This window comes from Collimonas sp. OK412 (assembly GCF_900112135.1).
Taxonomy (GTDB): Bacteria; Pseudomonadota; Gammaproteobacteria; order Burkholderiales; family Burkholderiaceae_D; genus Collimonas; species Collimonas rhizosphaerae.
In genome coordinates this window covers 47,504-68,112 of record NZ_FOLC01000005.1, presented here as the reverse complement: position 1 = coordinate 68,112, position 20,609 = coordinate 47,504, and the positions used below count along the sequence as shown (strand labels likewise).

The window sequence follows — 20,609 nt, the reverse complement described above, 5'->3', positions numbered from 1 at the left end:
GCTCAAGGCATCGAGCGAAACGTTCTCAGGGCGGGGTGCGATTCCCCACCGGCGGTAATTGCGTGCAATGCGCATAGCCCGCGAGCGCTTGTTGCGGTATCCGCGGCAAGGTCAGCAGACCCGGTGCGATCCCGGGGCCGACGGTATAGTCCGGATAAAGAGAGAACAGGTTGCGCGGCGTTTACCGGAATTGACCAGTGTCTTGCTGCATGGGCGGCGGCTATGCCGTTGCCGATGGCGGCCGATGCTGATGGGTCCGGTATGTGTTCGTGCTTCCTTTCGATCCAACACGCCCTGTTTTATTTATTTAAACAGGAGTAGTCAAATGCAGCAGCAACACAATCCCGCAGTCGATATCAAATCAAAGACCTCCGGCGCCGCAGGCGGCGAACGCATCGCGTTCATCCAGGCTGGCTGGCATCGCGACATCGTGGACCAATGCCGGATCGCTTTTATCGCCGAAATCGCCAAGGCCGGCTACGGCGAGCAAGACATCGATTTCTTCGAAGTCGCCGGCGCTTTCGAAATTCCCCTGCATGCCAAACTGCTGGCCAACAGCGGCCGTTATGCCGCCGTGGTGGCGACCGGCCTGGTGGTGGACGGCGGCATCTACCGCCATGAATTCGTGGCGCAGGCGGTCATCAGCGGCCTGATGCAAGTGCAGCTGGAAACCGCGGTGCCGGTGTTGTCGGCAGTATTGACGCCGCATCACTTCCACGCCGGCGAAGAACATCATAAATACTTCTTCGAGCATTTCCTGGTGAAGGGCGCGGAAGCGGCCCGTGCCTGTGCCGACACCATCCAGAAGCTGCGGCTCCTGAAAGCCGTTCCGCCGGCCGCGCGCGCCGCCTGATTGCGCTAGCCGCCATCGCCCGCGGCGGACTGCGGGCGATGGCGTTTTTTTTCCTGGCGAACGCTCTAGACGTTATCTTCGACCTGCGGCACGGCCGATCCCTTGGCCAGCGTGATGCGGGTGCGTTTCAGCAATGGCTGCTGCGGCGCGCTGTTGCCGGCGGCGAGCGGTTTCACCTTGTTGAATACGACGACGATGCTGTCGCTGGTCACGGTGGCCGATGCGTAACCCTGGGCATCGTGGTCGACGTAGGCGAAGTCGGGGTTGAAACCTTTCAGCAGGCTGTCGAAAATCTGCGGTGTCTGCGTCAGCGCGCCGAGCAAGGGATTGACCGTCGCCGCGCCGGACTTGATGTAGTTGTAAAACGACTGGCTGCTGATGCCGGCCGCCAGGAAATCCACCAGCACCGGAGCGCTGGCCGGATCGGCGGGATTGGCGCGCACCACGCCGCACTGGAAGGCATGCAGGTCGCCGGTGATCGCCACCACGTTCTTGATGTTCTGGGTATTCAGGTAAGACAGCAGTTCTGCCTTGTGGCTCGGATAGCCGTCCCATGAATCGCAATTGATCACATACAGCTGGTTGTAGGGCGCGGGAATCCCCAGCGCCGGCGGCGACAGGTCGGCCCACATGCGGTTCAGCATGATTTCGTTGCCCCACACTTTCCAGGTCGCATCCGAATTCTTCAGGGTGTCTTTCCACCACTGCGTCTGCGTGACGCCGAGTATCGACGGCGGCCGTCCCAGCCTGGCGGTTTCCTGCGCTTCCATTTGCAGCAGGGTCGATTGCGGCACGAAGTAGCGCGCGCCTATCGAATCGTCGCCGTTGACCGGATCGTGTCCGGCCTGCTGCGCTACCGATTGTTCGCTGACAATGTGGTCGTCGCGGTACAGGCGTTCGTCGGTCATGACCAGGTGCACCAGCTGGCCGAAGCGGAAATCGCGATAGATGCGGATGTTCTGGTAGCTGCTGTTGTTGAGGTCGAACGACAGGTCGCCGAAATCGATAGGCGTGTACTCGGCCCAGGCCTGGGTGGCGCTGCGCCGGCGTGCCGTTTCCTGCTTGTTCTGGTTGGTGTAGACCTGGTGATCCTGCCAGCAGTCGTCAGAGAATTCATGGTCGTCCCAGATCGCGATCACCGGGAATTTATGATGGATGCTCTGCAGGCGCGCATCGGTCTTGTAGGTGCGGTACAGGGTGCGGTAATCGCTGACCGTATTGGCGTACACGCCGCCGCCCGGGTGGGGCAGGCCGTTTGGCAAGGTAATCGGCTTGTGCGCCGGTTCGGCGCCGCCGGTCTGGAATGAAGCGCCGACGGTCTCATAGATGTAGTCGCCGACATGCACGACGAAATCCAGGTCTTCCTGCGCCAGCAGGGACATGGCTTGCCAATGGTTGACCGACCAGTCCTGGCAGGTAAACCAGGCGAAGCGCACCTGGCTGTTGCTGGCGCTGGCGAGCGGAGCGGTTTTGGTCTGGGCCACCGGGCTGACGTCGCTGCCGGCGGTAAAACGGTAGTAATAAACGGTATTCGGCTTGAGCTGCGTTACCTTGGCGCGTACCGTGAAGTCGTAGTCGGGGGTGGCGCTCAGGTCGGCTTGCGCCGCCAGGGAGGAAAAATCCGGCGTGGCGGAGACTTCCAGCCGCACCGCAATCGCAGCCGCGGCGCCGTTGTTGCGCACTACGCGCGCCCAGAACACTGCGCTGCTGTCTTTCGGGTCGCCGGAAGCAATTCCCTGAGGAAAAGCGAACTCCCCTATGCCGCCATCGCTGCTGCTGTTGCTGCCGCCGCATGCGCTCAGCAACCCTGTGCTTGCCGCAACCACTGTGAAAAATGCCGAGCCTTTCAGAAACTGTCTGCGCTTCATCTCTTTTTCTCTCGCTTAGAGTTGGTCAATCGCCATCGCGACAGGGCACGACAGCAGACCGTAATCTAAGGTACGAGCGGCCGTTGGGGAAAGAGAAATATGAGGATGCGAAGAAAGCTACTAATTGCCGGAAGCTGCTTGCATCCGGCTCAAGAATGATCCTGTTTGCCGCATACCGGGCAGCCGGCATCGCGGGCGACGCCGATGCGGGTCCATTCCATGCTGCGCGCGTCCAGCATCAGCAGCGAGCCCGATAGCGAGGTGCCGATGGCGGCGATCAGCTTGAGCGCTTCGGCCGCCTGCATGCTGCCGATGATGCCGACCAGCGGCGCGAATACGCCCATGGTGGAGCAGGCGACTTCTTCAAATTCCCGGTCCGGCGGGAACAGGCAGGCATAGCAGGGCGAGCCGGGATCGCGCGCGTCGAATACGCTGACCTGGCCGTCGAACTGGATCGCCGCGCCGGAAACCAGCGGCACCCGGTGCGCGACGCAGGCGCGGTTGATGGCTTGCCGCGTGGCGAAGTTGTCGCTGCAGTCGATCACCACATCGGCATCGCCGATCAGCTGGCCGAGACGCGCCTGGTTGGCACGTTCCGCCAGCGCCACGACCTGGATATCGGGATTGATTTGCGTCATCGCGGTTTTGCCGGAGATGACCTTGGCCTGGCCGACGCGCTCGCTGGTGTGCAGGATTTGCCGCTGCAGGTTGGTCAGGTCGACGCTGTCGTTATCCACCAGCGTGATGCGGCCGACCCCGGCCGACGCCAGGTACATGGCCACCGGCGAGCCGAGGCCGCCGGCGCCGATGATCAGGGCGTGCGCCGCCAGGAATTTCTCCTGGCCGGCTATGTCGATGTCATCCAGCAGGATGTGGCGCGAATAGCGGAGTAATTGCTGGTCGTTCATGGAAAGCTGCCAAATAGGTAAAACTGCGGAATTTGCCGGAATTTGCCGCATCTCGGCCAAAAAAAAGGCCGCATCGCTGCGGCCTTAGTGTAGCGTGAAAAACGATTATTTTTTCTCGTCCTTCGGTTCATCCTTCTTGATGATGGCGCCGTCGGCCGGAGCCGGCTTGTCGTCTTTGGATGGCTTGGCGTCCTTCTCGGCTTCCGAGCGGTTTTCCGGTTTCACCTTGGACACTTGCACCGGCAGGCCCTTCAGCTGGTTCAGCGCTTGCGCCAGCTGGAAATCGTCCTTGCTGCCGAACTCCAGCGGCTTGCGTTTCTTTTCGGCTGCGGCGATGTTCTGCGCTTCTTCCAGTTCGTCGACCTTGGGCGCCTTGACTTCCGGACCCTTGTCGGTATCGTTGCTCAAGTGCTTGGTCAGGTCGGCCTCGCGCAGGCGCAGGCCGTTCAGGCCGTCGCCGTCGGCATATTCATCCACCATCACATCCGGCACGATGCCCTTGGCCTGGATCGAGCGGCCGTTCGGCGTGTAGTAGCGGGCGGTGGTCAGCTTGACCGCGGTGTTGCGGTCCGGCGGCAGGGCGATCACCGATTGCACCGAACCCTTGCCGAAGGTTTGCGTGCCCATGATGGTGGCGCGCTTGTAGTCTTGCAAGGCGCCGGCCACGATTTCCGAGGCGGAAGCGGAACCGGTATTGACCAGCACCACCATCGGCACCTTCTTCAGCGCTTCCGGCAGGCGCGCCAGCGGATCATTGCCCGGATTGGCGTAATACTCGCGCTTGGCGTAGAACGAAGCCTTGGAGCTCGGCAGCTGGCCGTTGGTGGTGACCACCACCGCATCCTTGGGCAGGAAGGCGGCGGACACGCCGATCGCGCCTGGCAATACGCCGCCCGGATCGTTGCGCAAATCCAATACCAGGCCCTTCAGGTTCGGTTCCTGGGCATAGATGGCGGCGATTTTCTTGGCCATGTCATCCACCGTCGGTTCCTGGAACTGGGTCACGCGCAGCCAGGCATAACCCGGTTCGACGACTTTGCCTTTCACGCTTTGCACACGGATTTCCTGGCGCGTGATGTTGAAGATCAACGGCTTGTCTTCTTCCTTGCGCGAGATGGTCAGGCTGATCTTGGTGTTAGGCTCGCCGCGCATGCGCTTGACCGCCTGCTCCAGGGTCAGGCCCTTGACCGGGGTGGCGTCGAGGCGGGTGATCAGGTCGCCCGCCTTGATCCCGGCGCGGTAGGCTGGGGAATCCTCGATCGGCGACACTACCTTGATGTAGCCGTCTTCCATGCCGACTTCGATGCCGAGGCCGACAAACTTGCCTTGGGTGCTCTCGCGCAGTTCCTTGTAAGCCTTCTTGTCCAGGTAGGCGGAATGCGGGTCGAGCGAGGCTACCATGCCGGAAATGGCTTCGGTCAGCAGTTTCTTGTCGTCGGCCGGTTCCACGTAATCGGACTTGATCAGGCCGAAAATATCGGCCAGCTGCCGCAATTCCTCCAGCGGCAATGGCGCTGCGGCGCTTTTCTGCGCAATGGCGTCGAACTGGATGGAGGCGCCTATCCCTGCAATGACGCCTAAACTGATCAGACCGATATTCTTGAGTTTACTGCCCATGTTTCACCTAGTAGTTACCCATCCGAGTGGGTCAAACGCACGGCCTTGATGCCGAATCTCAAAGTATAAACCCGATTGTTCATTGCCGCCGCTGTTGCCGGCGCTGGCAATGACGTCGCCGGCTTTCACGGCATCTCCGGGACGCTTCAATAATGCCTGATTATTACCGTAAATCGTCATGTACTGGTTGCCGTGGTCGACAATGATCAGATTGCCGAAGCCGCGCAGCCAGTCGGAAAACACCACCCGGCCGGCAGCCACCGCCTTCACTTCGCTGCCTTCCGGGGTGCGGATGAACAAGCCTTTCCAGCTCGGGCCGTCGCCGCGCTTGCTGCCGAAGCGCGCCATGACGTCGCCGCGCACCGGCAGCCGGAGCTGGCCGCGCAGGGATTCGAAGGGCTTGCCGTAGGCGTTGTCGGCTTCCGGCGTCAGTTCATTGCGCGCCAGCGGCGCCGGGGCGGGCGTCGGGGTTGCGGCTACTGCCGGCGGCGGCTGGTCATCGTCGATTGCGTCCGGATTGGGGACTTTCGGTCCCGCCGGGGCAGGCCCGGCAGCCGGCGGTTTCCCAGCCTGGGCCGCGCGCTGCTGTTCCAGCAGGCGCTGGCGTTCGCGTTCGCGCGCAGCCTGGGCTTGGGCCTTGGCTTGCGCCTGGGCCAGTTGCTGCTGGCGCAATTTCTCGCGGGCTGCGGCCTCGGCTTTCTTTTGCGCTTCGATCAGTTCCGCCAGCTTGTCGACCAGGCCCGACAGGCGCTGGTCGTCGCGCTGGATGTTGCCGGCTTCCTTGCGCTGGCTCGCCAGTTTGCTGGAGAGCTGGGTCAGCAAGGTAGCGCGCTTGGACTTTTCCTTTTCCAGCAGGTTTTTCTGGTCGCGCTGTTCCTGGGCGATTTCGTCGAGGTCGTCCTTGGCGTCCTGGGCTTCGGTCTGGTTGGCTTCCACTGCGGCAAGGTTGGCGCGCAGCGATTCCAGCAGCCGCGCTTGCGCCTGCGAAACATACCCCATGTACTGCAGGTCGCGGTTGATGCGGTTCGGGTTGTCGCCGGACAGCAGCAGCTTGATGCGGTCTTCGTTGCCGGCGACGTACTGCTGGCGCAGCAAATTGGCCAGCTGGGCCTGCTGCGAAGCCACGGTCTTGCTCAGCTCGTCATGCTGTTTCGCCAGCTTGGCCAGTTTGGCTTCGGTCTGCTTTTGTTCTGCGCTCAGATCGCGCAAAGAGCGGGTGGCCTTGGAAACCGCGGCTTCGGAATCGGCCAGGGCGTCGCTGGCGTTGTCTTTCTCGGTCTCGGTCTGGCTGATGTCGCGCTTGAGGTTGTCCAGCTTTTGCCGCAGGTCGGCACGCTGCGCTTCTGCCGCCTGTTTTTGCTTGCTGCGCTCGGTGATCTTGGCGGTGGCGCCGGCGTCCGCGGGCAGGGCTGCCGCCAGCGTCGCCGCCAGCAGCAGCGCCAGCGGCCACGCCGCCGGCGGACGGCCGATGGCGCGACTGAGCTTGCTGCTGCCGAAGAGCTTGTCCAGCGAGATATTTATTTCGCTTTCCCCTGGCTGGCGACGGCGTTCATCGCCGCTGCTATCGCCGCCTGGTCGCCAAGGTAATAACTCTTGATCGGCTTCAGGTCGGCGTCCAGTTCATAGACCAGCGGCTGGCCGTTGGGGATGTTGAGGCCGACGATATCCTGGTCGCTGATGCCGTCCAGCATCTTGATCAGGGCGCGCAAGCTGTTGCCGTGGGCTGAAATGATGATGCGCTTGCCGCTGCGGATGGATGGCGCGATTTCGTCGTTCCAGAATGGCAATACGCGCGCCACCGTGTCTTTCAGGCACTCGGTCAGCGGGATCTCTTCGCGCTTCAGGCCGGCGTAGCGCGGGTCGTTGTAGGAAGTGCGCGGATCGTCCGCTTCCAGCGGCATCGGCGGCGTGTCATAGCTGCGGCGCCACACCATGACTTGTTCATCGCCGTATTTGGCAGCGGTTTCCGCCTTGTTCAAGCCTTGCAAGGCGCCATAGTGGCGTTCGTTCAGGCGCCAGTGGTGCCGGACCGGCAGCCACATCAGGTCCATCTCGTCGAGCGTGCCCCACAGGGTGCGGATCGCGCGTTTCAATACCGAGGTGTAGGCCAGGTCGAAAGTGAAACCGGCTTCGCGCAGCAGCTGGCCGGCCTGCCTGGCTTCCGCCACGCCTTTTTCGGTAAGGTCGACGTCGACCCAGCCGGTGAAACGGTTGGCCAGGTTCCAGGTGGATTCGCCGTGGCGCATCAATACGATCTTGTACATAGTGGTAAGTTTGCTAACTAAGAGTAAGAAATCTATTGTCCGCCATTGGAATTCAGCCAAGGACTCCGCATTTACATGGTGGCAGGGTAAATGGGGCGCAAAGGTTTTTTCGCGGGACCCGATACGAATTGAATGGCGCCTCAGCTTCTATTTTATAATGGCGGGATTAACTAATACCATTGGATCAACGTGAAATTCTTGATTGATAACATTTTTCTGTTCGCAGTAGCAGTTTTATCGGGTGGCGCACTGTTGCTGCCCTTGTTGCAAAAACGCGGCAACCGGGTGTCGACCTTGCAGGCTACCCAGCTGATCAACCAGGGCAAGACACTGGTGCTGGACGTGCGCGACAGCGCGGCTTTTGCCGCCGCCCACCTGATCGACGCCAAGAATATTCCCTTGAAGGACTTGCCGCAGCGCATGGTTGAACTGGAGAAGTTTAAAGCAAAGAACGTGCTGGTGGTATGCCAGACTGGCAACCAGGCGACCAAAGCCGTCGCCCTGCTGGGCCAGGCCGGGTTTGCCCAGGCCTATAACCTGGAAGGCGGGATCGCTGCCTGGCAGACCCAGGGTCTGCCTACCGTCAAATAACGCAGCCGGGATCCCCTGGATCCGGCTCAGCCAGCACAAGGAACAACCATGACCGCCCATGTACTAATGTATAGCACCGCCGTGTGCCCGTATTGCATTCGCGCCGAACAGCTGCTGAAGGCAAAAGGCGTGGAAAGTATCGAGAAGATCCGGATTGACCTCGATCCGGCGCAGCGCGACACGATGATGCAAAAGACTGGCCGCCGCACCGTGCCGCAAATTTATATCGGCGCGACCCATGTCGGCGGTTTTGACGACTTGCATGCGCTTGATCGCGATGGCAAGCTGGAGCCCCTGCTGCAAAGCGCCTGATTTTCGGCAACTAATTTTCGTCAATTAGTCCTGCGATTCAGGTATTGTTGCGGATTGTACTGATAGCTGGCCGGATGGCTTGTCTGCCGTCCGGCTAATTTAAATGTTAACTGAAAGAGTGTCATGGCTGAAGAGAACCAACAAGTTGAACAACCGGTGTTCCAGATTCAACGCGTTTACCTGAAAGATTTGTCGCTTGAACAACCGAATTCGCCGGCCATTTTCCTCGAACAGGAAGCACCGCAGATCGAAGTAGCGGTGGATGTCGGCGCCGAAGCGCTGGCCGAAGGCATTTTCGAGTCGACTGTCACGGTTACCGTCACCGCCAAGGTGAAAGACAAGGTAGCGTTCCTGGTCGAGGGCAAGCAAGCCGGCATTTTCGAATTGCGCAACATTCCTACCGAACAGCTGGATCCGTTGCTCGGCATAGGCTGCCCGAACATCGTCTACCCTTATCTGCGCGCCAACCTGGCAGACGCCATCACGCGCGCCGGTTTCCCGCCTATCCACCTGGCTGAAATCAATTTCGAAGTGTTCTATCAACAACGCCTGCAAGCGCTGGCCGAGCAACAGCAAAAGGGCAGCGGCGACAGCATCGCGGTTGACGGCACGTCGGCGATCAACTGATTTTGCACGGCAAGCGGGGCAGGGCCGCATAGTTTCATCCTGCCTGGCGCCAGACGGCGGCAGGCACGGATGCGCCGGCCCGCCCCGGAAGTATTCTCGCAACTGGAGAGCAACAGATGAATTTTGCACGCATAGCCGGTTCCATCGCTTTGTCGTCGGCCAGCTTGCTCGGCGTTGCCGGTTCTGCCCACGCGCTCGATTTCAAGGCGGTCGGCGCGGCGCCGGTGGTGCTGTACGATGCGCCGTCCGAAAAAGGCCGGCGGGTAGCGGTTGCGCCGCGCGGCATGCCGGTCGAAGTGGTGCTGACGTACGGCGAATGGACTAAAGTGCGCGATGCCAGCGGCGATTTGTCGTGGCTGCAGTCGAAAGGCCTGGTCGCCAAGCGCAACCTGCAGGTCAGCGTTGCCAACGCCAAGATCCGGGCCAATCCTGACGATGCCGCGGCTGTGGTGTTTACCGCCGACAAAGGCGTGTTGCTGGAACTGGTCGATCCGGTAGCCTCCGGCTGGGCCAAGGTGCGTCATCGCGACGGCCAGGCCGGTTATGTGAAGGCGACCGAGGTATGGGGCGATTGACCTTTGCCTCGCCCATGTTGGTTTTACACGTTTGATGGCCGGCCGTGTCTTCTGAACCCATCCCATCCATGAACATCACCATACTAGGCGCCGGCGCATGGGGCACCGCGCTGGCTATCGCATTGGCGCAGCGCCATGACGTGCTGTTGTGGGGACGTAATCCGGCCGCCATGGCCGCCGCCGCCGCGCAGCGCGAAAATACCGTTTACCTGCCCGGTTTCGGCTTGCCCGACACGCTGGCTCTCAGCGCCGATTTTTCGCAGGCGCTGGCGCACGTAACCACCGCTGCACAGGCGAAGCAGAGCGAAGCATTGCTGATCGTCGCCTCTTCCGTCGCCGGTTTGCGCGAACTGGCGCAGCAGCTGCAAGCTTTTCCCATTCCCAATATCGTCTGGCTATGCAAGGGCTTTGAAGAAAGCACGCGCCTGCTGCCGCACCAGATCGTGCGCCAGGTGCTGGGCGATGCAGTTCCGGCTGCGGCGCTGTCCGGGCCGTCTTTTGCGCAAGAAGTCGCGCGCGGGCTGCCTTGCGCCTTGTCGGTCGCCAGCGCCCACGCCGGGTTGTGCGAGCAGGTAGTGGCGGCGGTCCACGGCGACAATATCCGCGTCTATTCGACCGACGACGTGGTCGGTGTCGAAGTCGGCGGCGCGGTAAAGAATATCCTGGCGATCGCCACCGGCGTGGCGGACGGCCTCGGGCTCGGCTTGAATGCGCGGGCCGCCTTGATCACCCGCGGCCTGGCGGAAATTACGCGGCTCGGCATCGCCCTCGGCGGCCGCAGCGAGACCTTCATGGGCTTGTCCGGGGTCGGCGACCTGATACTGACCTGCACCGGCGACCTGTCGCGCAACCGCCGGGTCGGGCTGGGCTTGGCGCAAGGCAAGCCGCTGGCTACCATCGTCACCGAACTCGGCCATGTCGCCGAGGGTGTGCGATGCGCCGCGGCAGTGCGCGCCCTGGCCCGGGAATGCGGGGTCGACATGCCGATCACCAATGCGGTGGCCGGCGTTTTATTCGACGGCGATTCGCTGCAGTCCGTGATGGAACTGCTGTTGTCGCGCAATCCGCGCGAAGAGGCGGCGTAACTCGCGGCCGCCGGTTTTTTTGCGGATCGGGCACGGCGATGCAATGTCGCAGTGCGCGTTTGAAGTAGTATCATTTCTTTGTGTCGAATCAATGACAAAACCTGGATAGATACACTGGTCAGAATTAAGTGCCTCTCTCGTGCTTATTTGCAACGATTGCGGCATATAATCGCCCTTTCCAAACATGTTCATGGTTTTTTTGATAAGGAAAGAAATGCATAGCACAATGTTTCCTGCCCTTCGGCGCCGTTCCACGCTTGCCATGCAACGCGGCTTCACGCTGATTGAAATCATGGTGGTGGTGGTGATCATGGGGATCCTGGCGGCATTGGTGGTGCCCAAGCTGATGGGACGCACCGACGATGCGCGGATCCAGGCCGCGCGCCAGGATATCGGCACCTTGATGCAGGCGCTCAAGCTGTACAAGCTGGACAACCAGCGCTACCCGACCACCGAACAAGGCTTGCAGGCGCTGGTCGCCAAGCCCACCAACGGACCGGCCGCCAACGGCTGGAAGAGCGGCGGTTATATCGACAAGCTGCCGAAGGATCCGTGGGGCACTCCTTATCAATACCTGTCGCCCGGCATCAAGGGCGAAGTCGACATATTCTCTTACGGTGCGGATGGCCAGCCGGGCGGCGAAGGTAATGATGCCGACATCGGTTCGTGGGACTTGTAATGTCTCCGGGGCGTGTTGACCTATGATTTGGGAGATGCGTTCAAAGCAAAACGTGTGGTGGCAAGGCGCGTGGCGTAGCAGGGGCAGGTCGCCCCTGCAAGCCATGCAACGCGGCCAGCGCACGTTTTGCTTTGAACCCTTCGGGAACGGCTGCAGGCGTCGCATGCCGTTGTTGCAGGGGGCGGCCATCCGCATCCTTGCCGCGCAGTTGACAAATGAGCCGCTACGTCGCGTCGCTGCGCCTAGGCACGCAACGCCTGCCGCGCGTTCGCACTCCCAAATCATAGGTCAACACGCCCCTCTGGCGCATCGCAATCTGCGCCAGGGTTTTACCCTGCTGGAACTGCTGGTGGTGGTGGTGATTGCCGGCATCACGCTGGGCGTGGTCTCGCTTAACGCCTTTCGCAGCGATCGGCAGGTCATGCAGAACGATGCGCAGCGCATCGCCTTGCTGCTGCAATTGACGCGCGAAGAAGCCATCTTGCGCAACCGTCCCACCGCTTTCGAAGCCGACGCCAACGGCTACCGTTTCCTGGTGCGCGAAGAAAGCGGCTGGCAGGCGCTGACCCAGGACGACATGCTGCGCCAGCGCGAATTCAAACGCACGCCCATGCAGCTATCGATGAATCCGGCGCCGACCGAAGCGTCGGCGCCGGATACGCTGCGCATCACCTTCGGCCGCGAACCGGTCGACAAGCCGTTTGCGCTGACCATGGCCAGCGGCGACAGCAGCGTCGTCATCCGCGCCGATGGCATCGGTCATTTTGCGGTCGAATAAATGTTTACGCCGAAACCGCCTCCCCATCGTCATCAAGCCGGTTTTACCTTGCTGGAAGTGCTGGTGGCGCTGGTCATTGTCGGCACGGCGCTGGGCGCCAGCCTGCGTGCGGTCGGCAGCCTGACGCAGAACAGCAGCGGATTGCGCGCCGCCATGATGGCGAACTGGTCGGCGGAAAACCGGCTGACCCAGATCCGTCTCGGCCATGAATGGCCCTCGATCGGCAATCGCAGCTTCGATTGCCCGCAAGGCGACTTGCCGCTGCGTTGCGAAGAAAAGGTGTCCGGCACGCCGAATCCGTATTTCCGGCGGGTCGAAGTAGCGGTGTTCGCCGACGCCAGCTCGGACCGGCGCATCATCAACTTGTCGCAGGTGGTGCCGAATGCGCGTTAGCAGCAAAAACGGCTCGTCCGGCTTTACGCTGGTTGAGATGATCATTGCGATCACCATCCTGGCGATGGTGGCGATACTCGGCTGGCGCGGGCTGGACGGGATCGTGCGGTCGCGGGTTGCGCTGACCACCGAAATGGAGCAGACGCGCGGCATGCAGCTGACGTTTGCGCAGCTGCAAAGCGATTGCGCCCAGATCGCTCCGCTCAGCCTGATGTCGGCGCGTCCCACCTTGCTGGCGCAGCCGGGGCGCCTGCTGATGGTGCGGCTGGTGTTTGCCGACCAGCAGCCGACCCGTGTCCAGGTCATCGACTACCGTCTGCGCGACGGCCGCCTGACGCGCCAGGAGTCGGCGCCCACGCGCGACCTGAACCAGCTCGACAGCATGTGGCAGAGCTCCCTCAACGATGCCGGCGACAGCAGCCAGGCAGTGCTGCTGCAGTCGGATATCGCCAGCATGCAGATGCAATTGTGGGGCAGCGACGGCCAGGGCTGGCGGCCATCCGCCGCGGCCGCCGGCACTGGCAGCCAGGACAGCACCAACGTCAACGCCAACCGCTGGACCGGCCTGCAAGTCGCCCTGCAGCTGCGCGGCCATGACAACAGCACCATGGCCAAGACCTTCCTGCTGGGGGCGTCATGAGCCGGACGCGGCGGCCGCCGATGCATTACGCACAACGCGGCGTCGCGGTGGTGACCGCCTTGCTGCTGACGACGCTGGCGGTGACCATCGTCGCCAGCCTGTTCTGGCAGCAGCAGGTGCAGGTGCGCTCGATCGAGAACCAGCGCTTGCAGCTGCAGAAAGACTGGATCATGCGCGGCGCCCTGGATTGGGCCAGCATGATCTTGCGCGCCAGCGGCCGCCAATTCAACTACGACCACCTGGGACAGCCGTGGGCCGCGCCGCTGGCCGATACCCGCCTTGACCAGTACGTGGAAGACGGCCAGCCGGCCGGCGATGCCGGTGACGCCATCCTGTCCGGCAGCATTGTCGACGCCCAGTCGCGCTACAACCTGAACAACCTGAGTCAGAACGGCGTGCCGATTCCCGACGAGGTGGCGGTGTTCAAGCGCCTGCTGGGCTACCTGCACCTGCCGACCGGCCTGGCGACCGCCACTGCGCAAGCCATCGCCAAAAGCCAGCCGATCGTCAATCCCGCCGGGCAGCAGACCGCAGCCAAGTCGGACAGCAGCGCTTTGCCCTTGCTGCAGGTGGACGACCTGTTGTCGGTGCCCGGCTATACCCCGGCCATGGTGAAGCAATTGCAAGACTTTGTCGTGGTGCTGCCTTTGGCCGGCGCCGCCATGCCGATCAATGCGAATACCGCGCCGGCGGAGGTGCTGGCGGCCCGTTTTGCCGATTTGTCACTGGCGGAGGCGAATACGCTGATCGCCGCACGGCGTACGGCGCCGTTTCTCGATACGGCGAATTTATCGACGCAAATGTCAAACCTGTTCGGGAAAACTTTTTCGGCGAACGCCAATGTGGCGGTCGCCAGCAACTTTTTTTTGGTGTACGGCAAGATTCGAATGGGGCGCGCGGGTCTCAATACCGTATCCTTGATACAGCGTCCTACCAATAACCGGGCCGGCAGCACTATAGTGTGGATTAGAGAACAATAAATGGAAGATGCGTTTTGAGTACCTTATATATCCGCTTACCCGCCAGGGCCACGCTCGATAGCGCGGCGGCAGTGGCCATGCCCGATTGCCGCTTCGCGCTGGTGGCCGACAGCGGCCGCATCGAACGCCAGGGCGCCGAGCAGCTGTCGGGCCTGGCCGAGGTTATTGCCGGCGCAACGCGTGTGGTGGTGCTGCTGGCCGCGGCCGACGTTAACCTGCTGCAATTGCAGGTGCCGCCGCTATCCGACGCCAAACTGAAGCTGGCGTTGCCGAACCTGGTGGAAGAACAACTGCTGGTCGATCCCTTTGACTGCGTGATCGTAGCCGGGCGCAAGCGCAGCGGCCGGGCCGCTGCGCAGGTTGAGGACAAGCAGCGCCTGATCGCCGTGGTCCAGCGAGACTGGCTGGAGCTGCTGGTCAAGACCCTGCTGGCGCTGGGCGCGCACAATCTGCAAGCCTGGCCGGCCCAGCTCTGCCTGCCCCTGCGCGAACCGGACACGGCCGCTGCAGCCATTACCGATCATGGCGGCGACATCGACGTCGCCTTGCGCACCTCGGCCGAACAGGGGTTGGGCTGGTCCTTGTCGCCCGCTTCCGGACAGTCCGTGGCGCAAGGCGTCCTGGACAGCATGGCGGCAATTGTGCCGCAGCTGCCGGTCACCTTGTATGTGCCGCAGTCCAGCCTGGCGCAGTACCAGGAACTGGCGCAGCCGCAAGTGACGGTGCTGGCCGACGACTGGTCGCACTGGATACCGGGCGCCCAGGACCTGGCGCGCACCGGCGTTGACCTGATGAGCGGCCTGACCGCGAGCGCAGCCGGCACCGAGTTCAGCTGGCGCCGCTGGCGCTGGCCGCTGGGATTGGCGGCAGCCGTGCTGCTGGTGAATGTCGTCAGCCTCAATTACGACTGGCTGCGCATGCGGCGCGAAGCCGCCAGCCTGCGCGCCGACATGATGCAGAGTTATCGCGCGGCCTTTCCAAAAGAAACCGTGATCGTTGATCCGATTGCCCAGACCAGGCAAAAGATCGCCGCCGCGCAGCGCGACGGCGGCCAGCTGGCGCCTGACGATTTCCTGGCGCTGGCGTCCATATTCGGCGCGGCCTGGGCCGGATCGCCGCAAAGCGCGGACATCGCGGCCATCAGCAGCGTCGAATATCGCGACCATCATTTGCTGGTGCGCTTGAAAAACCCGGCCGACGCCGATGCGGCGGAAGCGCAGGTCAAGAGCGTGCTGGAGAGCAGCCAATTAACACTGAGCAAGCCGGCTAGCGGCGCATGGCAGATCGGGAGCCGCAAGTAATGTCGACACGTAACCAGCTACAGCAATCCTGGGAAAAAATCAGCACCCCTGCAAGCCAGTATTGGGCGCAAAGAAACCAGCGCGAACGCCGCCTGCTAGGCGCGGCCGGCGCGCTGATCCTGGTCGCCGTGATTTACCTGCTTTTGCTGGACCCTGCGCTGAGCGGCCGCGCCCGCTTGCAGAAAGACTTGCCTGCGTTGCGCCAGCAAGCCGCTGAATTGCAGTCGTTGACAGCCAAGGCGGCGTCCCTGTCCGGCCAGCTGGCTGAACGGCCGGCTGCGCCGCTCAGCAAGGAGGCGGTCGAAACAGCATTGAAAACCAAAGGTTTGACTCCGCAAAGCGTGACGCTCAGCGGCGACATGGCCAAGGTGCAGTTGTCGGCAGTAGCATTTGCCGGGCTGCTAGACTGGCTCGACGATGCGCAGAAGAATGCTCATTGGCAAGTGGTAGACGCCAATGTCAGTGCGGCCGGCGGTGCGAATGCGCAGCCGGGCATCGTCAATGCCACGGTCACGTTGTGGCAGCAAAAGCATGAGTAATGGCCGCATGTGGCTGGCGTTGTTATCCGGCTTCCAGGAAATTTGATGCGTGGCTTGAGTAGAGTATTGGTGTGGGCGGCGGTGGCGTTGCTGAGTACGCTGGTCACGGTGTCGGTCTTTTTACCGGCTGCCTGGCTGGCGCCGCTGCTGGAAAGCCGCACCGGAGGCAGGCTGACGCTAGGCGACGCCCAAGGTTCCTTGTGGCGCGGTTCGGCCTTCATCGGCGCCGCGCCCAGCGGCAAGGATGCCGTGACGGCGTTATTGCCGGGGCGGTTCGCGTGGCGCCTGTCGCCGCTGGTTTTGCTGGGACGGGTCGACGCGACGCTGGAGAATGCGCAAGTGTTGTCGGCCGCGGTCAGCATCCGCGGCAGCTGGAGTGCGTGGAGCATCAGCCCGGCCAGCATGGTTTTGCCGGCCGAGCGCCTGGCGGCGCTGGGCGCGCCCTTGAACACTTTGCAGCCGTCGGGCAAGATGCAGCTGGGCTGGCAACCGCTGACGCTGGCGCGCAACAGCGCCGGCGGAGTGGATATCAACGGCGTGATGACGCTGGACCTGCTGGCGATGGCGTCGCGCTTGTCGCCGGTCAAGCCGCTCGGTAGCTATCGGCTGCGCTTTGACTGGCAGGGCAGGCAGGCAAGATTGACGCTGGCGACCCTGGGCGGAGCCATGCTGTTGAACGGCAGCGGAAAACTGCAAGACGGCCGTTTTCAGTTTTCGGGCACTGCGGAAGCGGCGGCAGGACAAGAGGAAAAGTTGGCGACCTTGCTCAGTTTGCTCGGTCAGCGTCGCCAGGTGAATGGCAGAAATGTTATCGGACTAGAGTTCAAATCATGAAAGATAAAATGTATTCCGCACTACTTTCAAGTACATGCAACTGGCGCAGCGCCGCCGCCATCGCCTTGCTGACCTGCGCCACTGCCGTCGCAGCGCAGCCGGTGCTGGGCACCTCCGGAACTGCCACCGAGGGCGCGAGCGGCCAGGCTGTGATGAATTTCGTCGGCGCCGACATCGAGTCGGTAATCAAGGCGGTCGGCCAGTACACCAACACGACTTTCATTGTCGATCCGCGCGTCAAGGGCAGCATCAACCTGGTGTCGGAAAAGCCGCTGAGCAAAACCCAGGCTTTCGACCTGCTGGCCTCGACCCTGCGCCTGCAAGGCTATGCCGTGGTGCGCGGCGACGGTTTTGTGAAAGTGGTGCCGGAAGCCGACGCCAAGCTGCAAGTGGCGCCAACCCGCCCGGCCAGCGTCCGCGGCGACCAGATCGCCACCCAGATTTTTTCGCTGAACTATGAATCGGCAACCAATATCCTGCCGGTGCTGCGGCCGCTGATTTCACCCAACAACACCATCAACGCCAATCCGGGCAACAACACGCTGGTGGTGACCGATTACGCGGAAAACCTGCAGCGGCTGGGAAAAATGATCGCGGCGCTCGATGTGCCGGCGGTCAATGACCTTGATGTGATTCCGGTGCGCTACGCGGTGGCCAGCGATATCGCCGTGATGGCGAGCAAGCTGCTCGATTCGGGCTCTGCCGCGCCGGGCGCCAGCGATAGCGCGCGCACCATGATCATGGCTGACTCGCGGACCAATTCGGTGGTGGTGCGGGCGCCGTCGGCAGGCCGCGCCAACCTGGCCAAGTCGCTGATCGCCAAGCTCGACCAGCCGACCGCCAACGCCGGCAACGTGCATGTGGTTTACCTGAAAAACGCCGACGCCGTGAAACTGGCCAAGACCTTGCGCGCGATTGTGTCGCAGGATACGTCGATGTCGAACATCAGCCAGGCGAAGAGTTCCAGCAGCAGTTCCGGCGGCATGCTGCAGGGGTCGAGCGGCAGCAGCGCGCTGGGTTCCAATAACAATTCGACTGCACCATCGACGCCGTCGTCGCCGTCTTCCGACAGCGCGTCCCAGTCTTCCGGCAGCGGCAGCGGCGCCGCCGGTTTTATCCAGGCCGACGACTCTACCAATACCCTGATCATCACCGCCAGCGAACCGGTCTACCGCAATATCCGCGGCGTGATCGACCAGCTCGACCAGCGGCGTGCCCAGGTATATGTGGAAGCCTTGATCGTCGAGGTCACGGATAGCGCGGCGAGCGAAATCGGCGTGCAATGGCTGGCCTTGAGCGGAGATTCGAACAGTAATTACCGGGTCGGCGGCGGCACCGGCTTTACCGGCACCAACACCGGCATCACCAGCGGCAACCTGTTCAACACAGCTATCGGCCAGGCGATCAATACCGGCACCACCACGTCGGTACCGACTGTCGGCAGCGGCTTGCAGCTCGGCATATTCCGCCAGATCGCCGGCAAGATCGGTTTGGGCGCCTTGGCCAGCGCCTTGAACTCGACCACCGGCAGCAATGTGCTGTCGATGCCGAACCTGCTGACGCTGGATAACGAGGAAGCCAAGATCATCGTCGGCCAGAACGTGCCATTTGTCACTGGTTCCACCTTGACCACGGGAGCCGGCACCAGCAGCCCGTTCACCACTATCGAGCGCAAGGACGTCGGCACGGCATTGAAGATCAAGCCGCATATTTCGGAAGGCGGAACGGTTCGCCTGGAAATTTCGCAAGAAGTATCGGCAGTCGTTGCCGGCACTGCGGGCGCTACCAATGGCCCGACGACGACCAAGCGTTCGCTGGATACGAATGTCGTGATCGACGATGGCGAGATCATCGCCTTGGGCGGCTTGATCGGCGACAACAACCAGAACGGCGTGCAAAAAGTCCCGCTGCTGGGCGATTTGCCGTTTATCGGGAATCTTTTCAAATACCAGTCCGGTTCCCGCGAAAAAACCAACCTGATGATATTTCTGCGTCCGATCATCGTGCGCGACAAAGACACCAGCAACCTGCTGGCCGTCGATCGTTACGATTACATGCGCAAGCAGCAGATCAAGGTACAGCCGGACAAGAGCATCCTGACCGATTTCGGCTCGTCGGTGACCTCCAAGCTGGAAGACGGCGGCCCATTCATCGATCTGCGCAAGCAGGCTGTGCCGGACGGACAGCACCAGCCTGCTCTCGAGCAGCCGCAGCCGCAGCTGCAGATGCCAAAACCGGCGACCGTTCCTGCGCCAGGCCTCTTGAATGACAGAGCGCCATGAGCGATCCCAGGATGACCGATACGCGCCTGCTGCCCTACGCTTTCGCCCGCGATTTTTCATTGCTGGCGCAGCGTATCGAGGATGCCAACGGCGCCGACAACGCGGTCGAGTTATGGATTTCCGAGGCAACCAAGCCTAGCGCGATCGCTGAGGCCAGCCGCCGCTTCGGCCGCGTCAAGTTCCGTACGCTGTCGCGCGAGGAACTCGACGAGGCGATCGCCAGGGCCTATGCCGGCGCCGGCGGCGACGCCGCCCAGGTGGTGGACGAATTCGAATCCGATCTGGACCTCGCCAAGCTGATGCAAGACATGCCGGCGATCGAGGACTTGCTGGAATCGTCCGACGATGCGCCGGTGATCCGCATGATCAATGTGTTGCTGACACAAGCACTGCGGGAAGGCGCTTCCGATATCCACATCGAACCGTTCGAGCAGATTTCGGTAGTGCGTTTCCGCATCGACGGCAGCCTGCGCGATGTGGTGCGGCCAAAGAAGGGAGTCCATGCCTCGCTGATTTCCCGTATCAAGATCATGGCGCAGCTCGACATCGCCGAAAAACGCCTGCCGCAGGATGGACGGATTACCTTGCGTGTCGGCGGCAAGCCGGTCGACGTGCGGGTGTCGACCTTGCCCACCGGCCACGGCGAACGCGCTGTGTTGCGTCTGCTGGACAAGGAAGCGGGCCGGCTTGACCTGCAGCACCTCGGCATGAGCCCCGCAGTCCTGCCCCAGTTCGACCGCCTGATCGCGCAGCCGCACGGCATCGTGCTGGTCACGGGGCCGACCGGCTCGGGCAAGACCACCACGCTGTACGCCGCGCTGTCGCGCCTGAACACCAGCAGCACCAATATCCTGACGGTGGAAGACCCGATCGAGTATGAACTGGCCGGCGTCGGCCAGACCCAGGTCAATGCGCGCATCGACATGACTTTCGCCAAGGCCCTGCGGGCTATCCTGCGGCAGGATCCCGACGTCATCATGATCGGTGAAATCCGCGACCTGGAAACCGCGCAGATTGCAGTACAGGCTTCGCTGACCGGCCATCTGGTGCTGGCGACCTTGCACACCAACGATTCTGCCGCCGCGGTGACGCGTTTGCTGGACATGGGGATCGAACCCTTCCTGCTGTCGTCTTCCCTGCTCGGAGTGGTGGCGCAGCGCCTGGTGCGGAAACTGTGCACCCATTGCCGCCGTCACGACGGCGAACTGTGGCATACGGTCGGTTGCGAACAATGCGGCCACACCGGCTACCACGGCCGGGTCGGCGTCTACGAACTATTGCTGACTACCGATGAAATTACGGCGCAGATCCATAACCGGGCGTCGGAAGCCGAGATCCAGCAGGTAGCGCTGCGCAACGGCATGCGCACCATGCGCCAGGATGGCGAACGCTGGCTGAGCGAAGGCATCACGACCCAGGCCGAACTGCTGCGGGTCACCAAAGAATGACCGAAAAGAATGACTGAAAAACCAGCGAAGAGTAG

Annotated in this window: 22 protein-coding genes and 1 riboswitch; of the genes, 17 read left to right on the top strand and 5 right to left on the bottom strand. The window is 62.2% G+C overall.

Translation table 11 applies throughout. The annotated features are described in order from the left end of the window. Nucleotides 1–17 precede the first annotated feature (17 nt). Nucleotides 18–171, top strand: a riboswitch (FMN riboswitch). Between the two features lie 154 nt (nt 172–325). Beyond that, entirely contained in the window at nt 326–853 is a 528-nt protein-coding gene (locus tag BM062_RS07235) for a 6,7-dimethyl-8-ribityllumazine synthase (protein WP_092395288.1), read from the top strand. Between the two features lie 65 nt (nt 854–918). Here the strand turns inward: BM062_RS07235 and BM062_RS07230 are convergent, their stop codons facing one another. The 4 genes from BM062_RS07230 to BM062_RS07215 all read right to left on the bottom strand — a co-directional run bounded on the left by BM062_RS07230 (nt 919) and on the right by BM062_RS07215 (nt 6,455). Beyond that, a complete protein-coding gene (locus tag BM062_RS07230) occupies nt 919–2,721 on the bottom strand; it encodes an alkaline phosphatase D family protein (protein WP_092395285.1) in 1,803 nt (600 codons plus the stop codon). Nucleotides 2,722–2,870: 149 nt separating this feature from the next. Continuing rightward, nucleotides 2,871–3,629 carry a HesA/MoeB/ThiF family protein gene (locus BM062_RS07225; protein ID WP_092395282.1) on the bottom strand — a complete coding sequence of 253 codons (759 nt, stop codon included), beginning with the start codon at nt 3,627–3,629 and terminating at the stop codon, nt 2,871–2,873. A 105-nt stretch (nt 3,630–3,734) separates the two neighbouring features. Beyond that, on the bottom strand, nt 3,735–5,246 hold the full coding sequence (locus tag BM062_RS07220; RefSeq protein WP_092395279.1) for a S41 family peptidase: 1,512 nt from the start codon (nt 5,244–5,246) through the stop codon (nt 3,735–3,737). A gap of 3 nt (nt 5,247–5,249) precedes the next feature. Next, nucleotides 5,250–6,455: a murein hydrolase activator EnvC family protein gene (locus tag BM062_RS07215; RefSeq protein ID WP_371326559.1), complete on the bottom strand. Its 1,206-nt coding sequence runs from the start codon at nt 6,453–6,455 to the stop codon at nt 5,250–5,252. Between BM062_RS07215 and BM062_RS26225 the strand changes: the two genes are divergently transcribed. Continuing rightward, nucleotides 6,390–6,833, top strand: a complete 444-nt coding sequence (locus tag BM062_RS26225; protein WP_371326558.1) for a hypothetical protein — start codon at nt 6,390–6,392, stop codon at nt 6,831–6,833. The two genes, BM062_RS07215 and BM062_RS26225, sit on opposite strands and share 66 nt — an antisense overlap. Here BM062_RS26225 and gpmA read toward each other — a convergent pair. Continuing rightward, nucleotides 6,764–7,510 (bottom strand): 2,3-diphosphoglycerate-dependent phosphoglycerate mutase, encoded by a 747-nt coding sequence (gene gpmA, locus BM062_RS07210; RefSeq protein ID WP_092395273.1) that lies wholly within the window; start codon nt 7,508–7,510, stop codon nt 6,764–6,766. The genes BM062_RS26225 and gpmA overlap by 70 nt on opposite strands. 189 nt (nt 7,511–7,699) lie before the next feature. On the opposite strand from gpmA, the gene BM062_RS07205 reads away from it, so the two are divergent. The 15 genes from BM062_RS07205 (at nt 7,700) to gspE (ending at nt 20,574) form a co-directional block, all read left to right on the top strand. Continuing rightward, complete coding sequence (locus BM062_RS07205; RefSeq protein ID WP_092395269.1) at nt 7,700–8,101, top strand: rhodanese-like domain-containing protein; 402 nt, start codon at nt 7,700–7,702, stop codon at nt 8,099–8,101. 48 nt (nt 8,102–8,149) lie between these two features. Next, on the top strand, nt 8,150–8,413 hold the full coding sequence (gene grxC / locus BM062_RS07200; protein WP_092395266.1) for a glutaredoxin 3: 264 nt from the start codon (nt 8,150–8,152) through the stop codon (nt 8,411–8,413). A gap of 123 nt (nt 8,414–8,536) precedes the next feature. Next, on the top strand, nt 8,537–9,040 hold the full coding sequence (gene secB, locus BM062_RS07195; protein ID WP_092395263.1) for a protein-export chaperone SecB: 504 nt from the start codon (nt 8,537–8,539) through the stop codon (nt 9,038–9,040). 116 nt (nt 9,041–9,156) lie between these two features. Then, nucleotides 9,157–9,615, top strand: a complete 459-nt coding sequence (locus BM062_RS07190; RefSeq protein ID WP_092395260.1) for an SH3 domain-containing protein — start codon at nt 9,157–9,159, stop codon at nt 9,613–9,615. 68 nt (nt 9,616–9,683) lie between these two features. After that, nucleotides 9,684–10,700 carry an NAD(P)H-dependent glycerol-3-phosphate dehydrogenase gene (locus BM062_RS07185; RefSeq protein WP_092395257.1) on the top strand — a complete coding sequence of 339 codons (1,017 nt, stop codon included), beginning with the start codon at nt 9,684–9,686 and terminating at the stop codon, nt 10,698–10,700. Nucleotides 10,701–10,926: 226 nt separating this feature from the next. Then, nucleotides 10,927–11,379, top strand: a complete 453-nt coding sequence (gene gspG / locus BM062_RS07180; protein WP_092395254.1) for a type II secretion system major pseudopilin GspG — start codon at nt 10,927–10,929, stop codon at nt 11,377–11,379. Nucleotides 11,380–11,542: 163 nt separating this feature from the next. Beyond that, on the top strand, nt 11,543–12,157 hold the full coding sequence (locus BM062_RS07175; protein ID WP_371326557.1) for a GspH/FimT family protein: 615 nt from the start codon (nt 11,543–11,545) through the stop codon (nt 12,155–12,157). After that, complete coding sequence (gene gspI, locus BM062_RS07170) at nt 12,158–12,550, top strand: type II secretion system minor pseudopilin GspI (RefSeq protein ID WP_092395251.1); 393 nt, start codon at nt 12,158–12,160, stop codon at nt 12,548–12,550. Continuing rightward, complete coding sequence (locus BM062_RS07165) at nt 12,540–13,190, top strand: PulJ/GspJ family protein (RefSeq protein ID WP_092395248.1); 651 nt, start codon at nt 12,540–12,542, stop codon at nt 13,188–13,190. The genes gspI and BM062_RS07165 overlap by 11 nt, the downstream gene beginning before the upstream one ends. 20 nt (nt 13,191–13,210) lie before the next feature. Further along, nucleotides 13,211–14,170, top strand: a complete 960-nt coding sequence (gene gspK, locus BM062_RS07160; RefSeq protein WP_092395245.1) for a type II secretion system minor pseudopilin GspK — start codon at nt 13,211–13,213, stop codon at nt 14,168–14,170. A 14-nt stretch (nt 14,171–14,184) separates the two neighbouring features. Beyond that, nucleotides 14,185–15,471: a type II secretion system protein GspL gene (gene gspL, locus BM062_RS07155; RefSeq protein WP_254784978.1), complete on the top strand. Its 1,287-nt coding sequence runs from the start codon at nt 14,185–14,187 to the stop codon at nt 15,469–15,471. Further along, nucleotides 15,471–16,010, top strand: a complete 540-nt coding sequence (gene gspM, locus BM062_RS07150) for a type II secretion system protein GspM (RefSeq protein WP_092395239.1) — start codon at nt 15,471–15,473, stop codon at nt 16,008–16,010. The genes gspL and gspM overlap by 1 nt, the downstream gene beginning before the upstream one ends. A 54-nt stretch (nt 16,011–16,064) precedes the next feature. Continuing rightward, entirely contained in the window at nt 16,065–16,844 is a 780-nt protein-coding gene (locus tag BM062_RS07145) for a type II secretion system protein N (RefSeq protein WP_371326565.1), read from the top strand. After that, a complete protein-coding gene (gspD, locus tag BM062_RS07140) occupies nt 16,841–19,126 on the top strand; it encodes a type II secretion system secretin GspD (protein ID WP_092395232.1) in 2,286 nt (761 codons plus the stop codon). Before BM062_RS07145 ends, gspD begins: the two co-directional genes overlap by 4 nt. Next, a complete protein-coding gene (gspE, locus tag BM062_RS07135; protein ID WP_175500917.1) occupies nt 19,123–20,574 on the top strand; it encodes a type II secretion system ATPase GspE in 1,452 nt (483 codons plus the stop codon). Before gspD ends, gspE begins: the two co-directional genes overlap by 4 nt. Nucleotides 20,575–20,609: the final 35 nt, after the last annotated feature.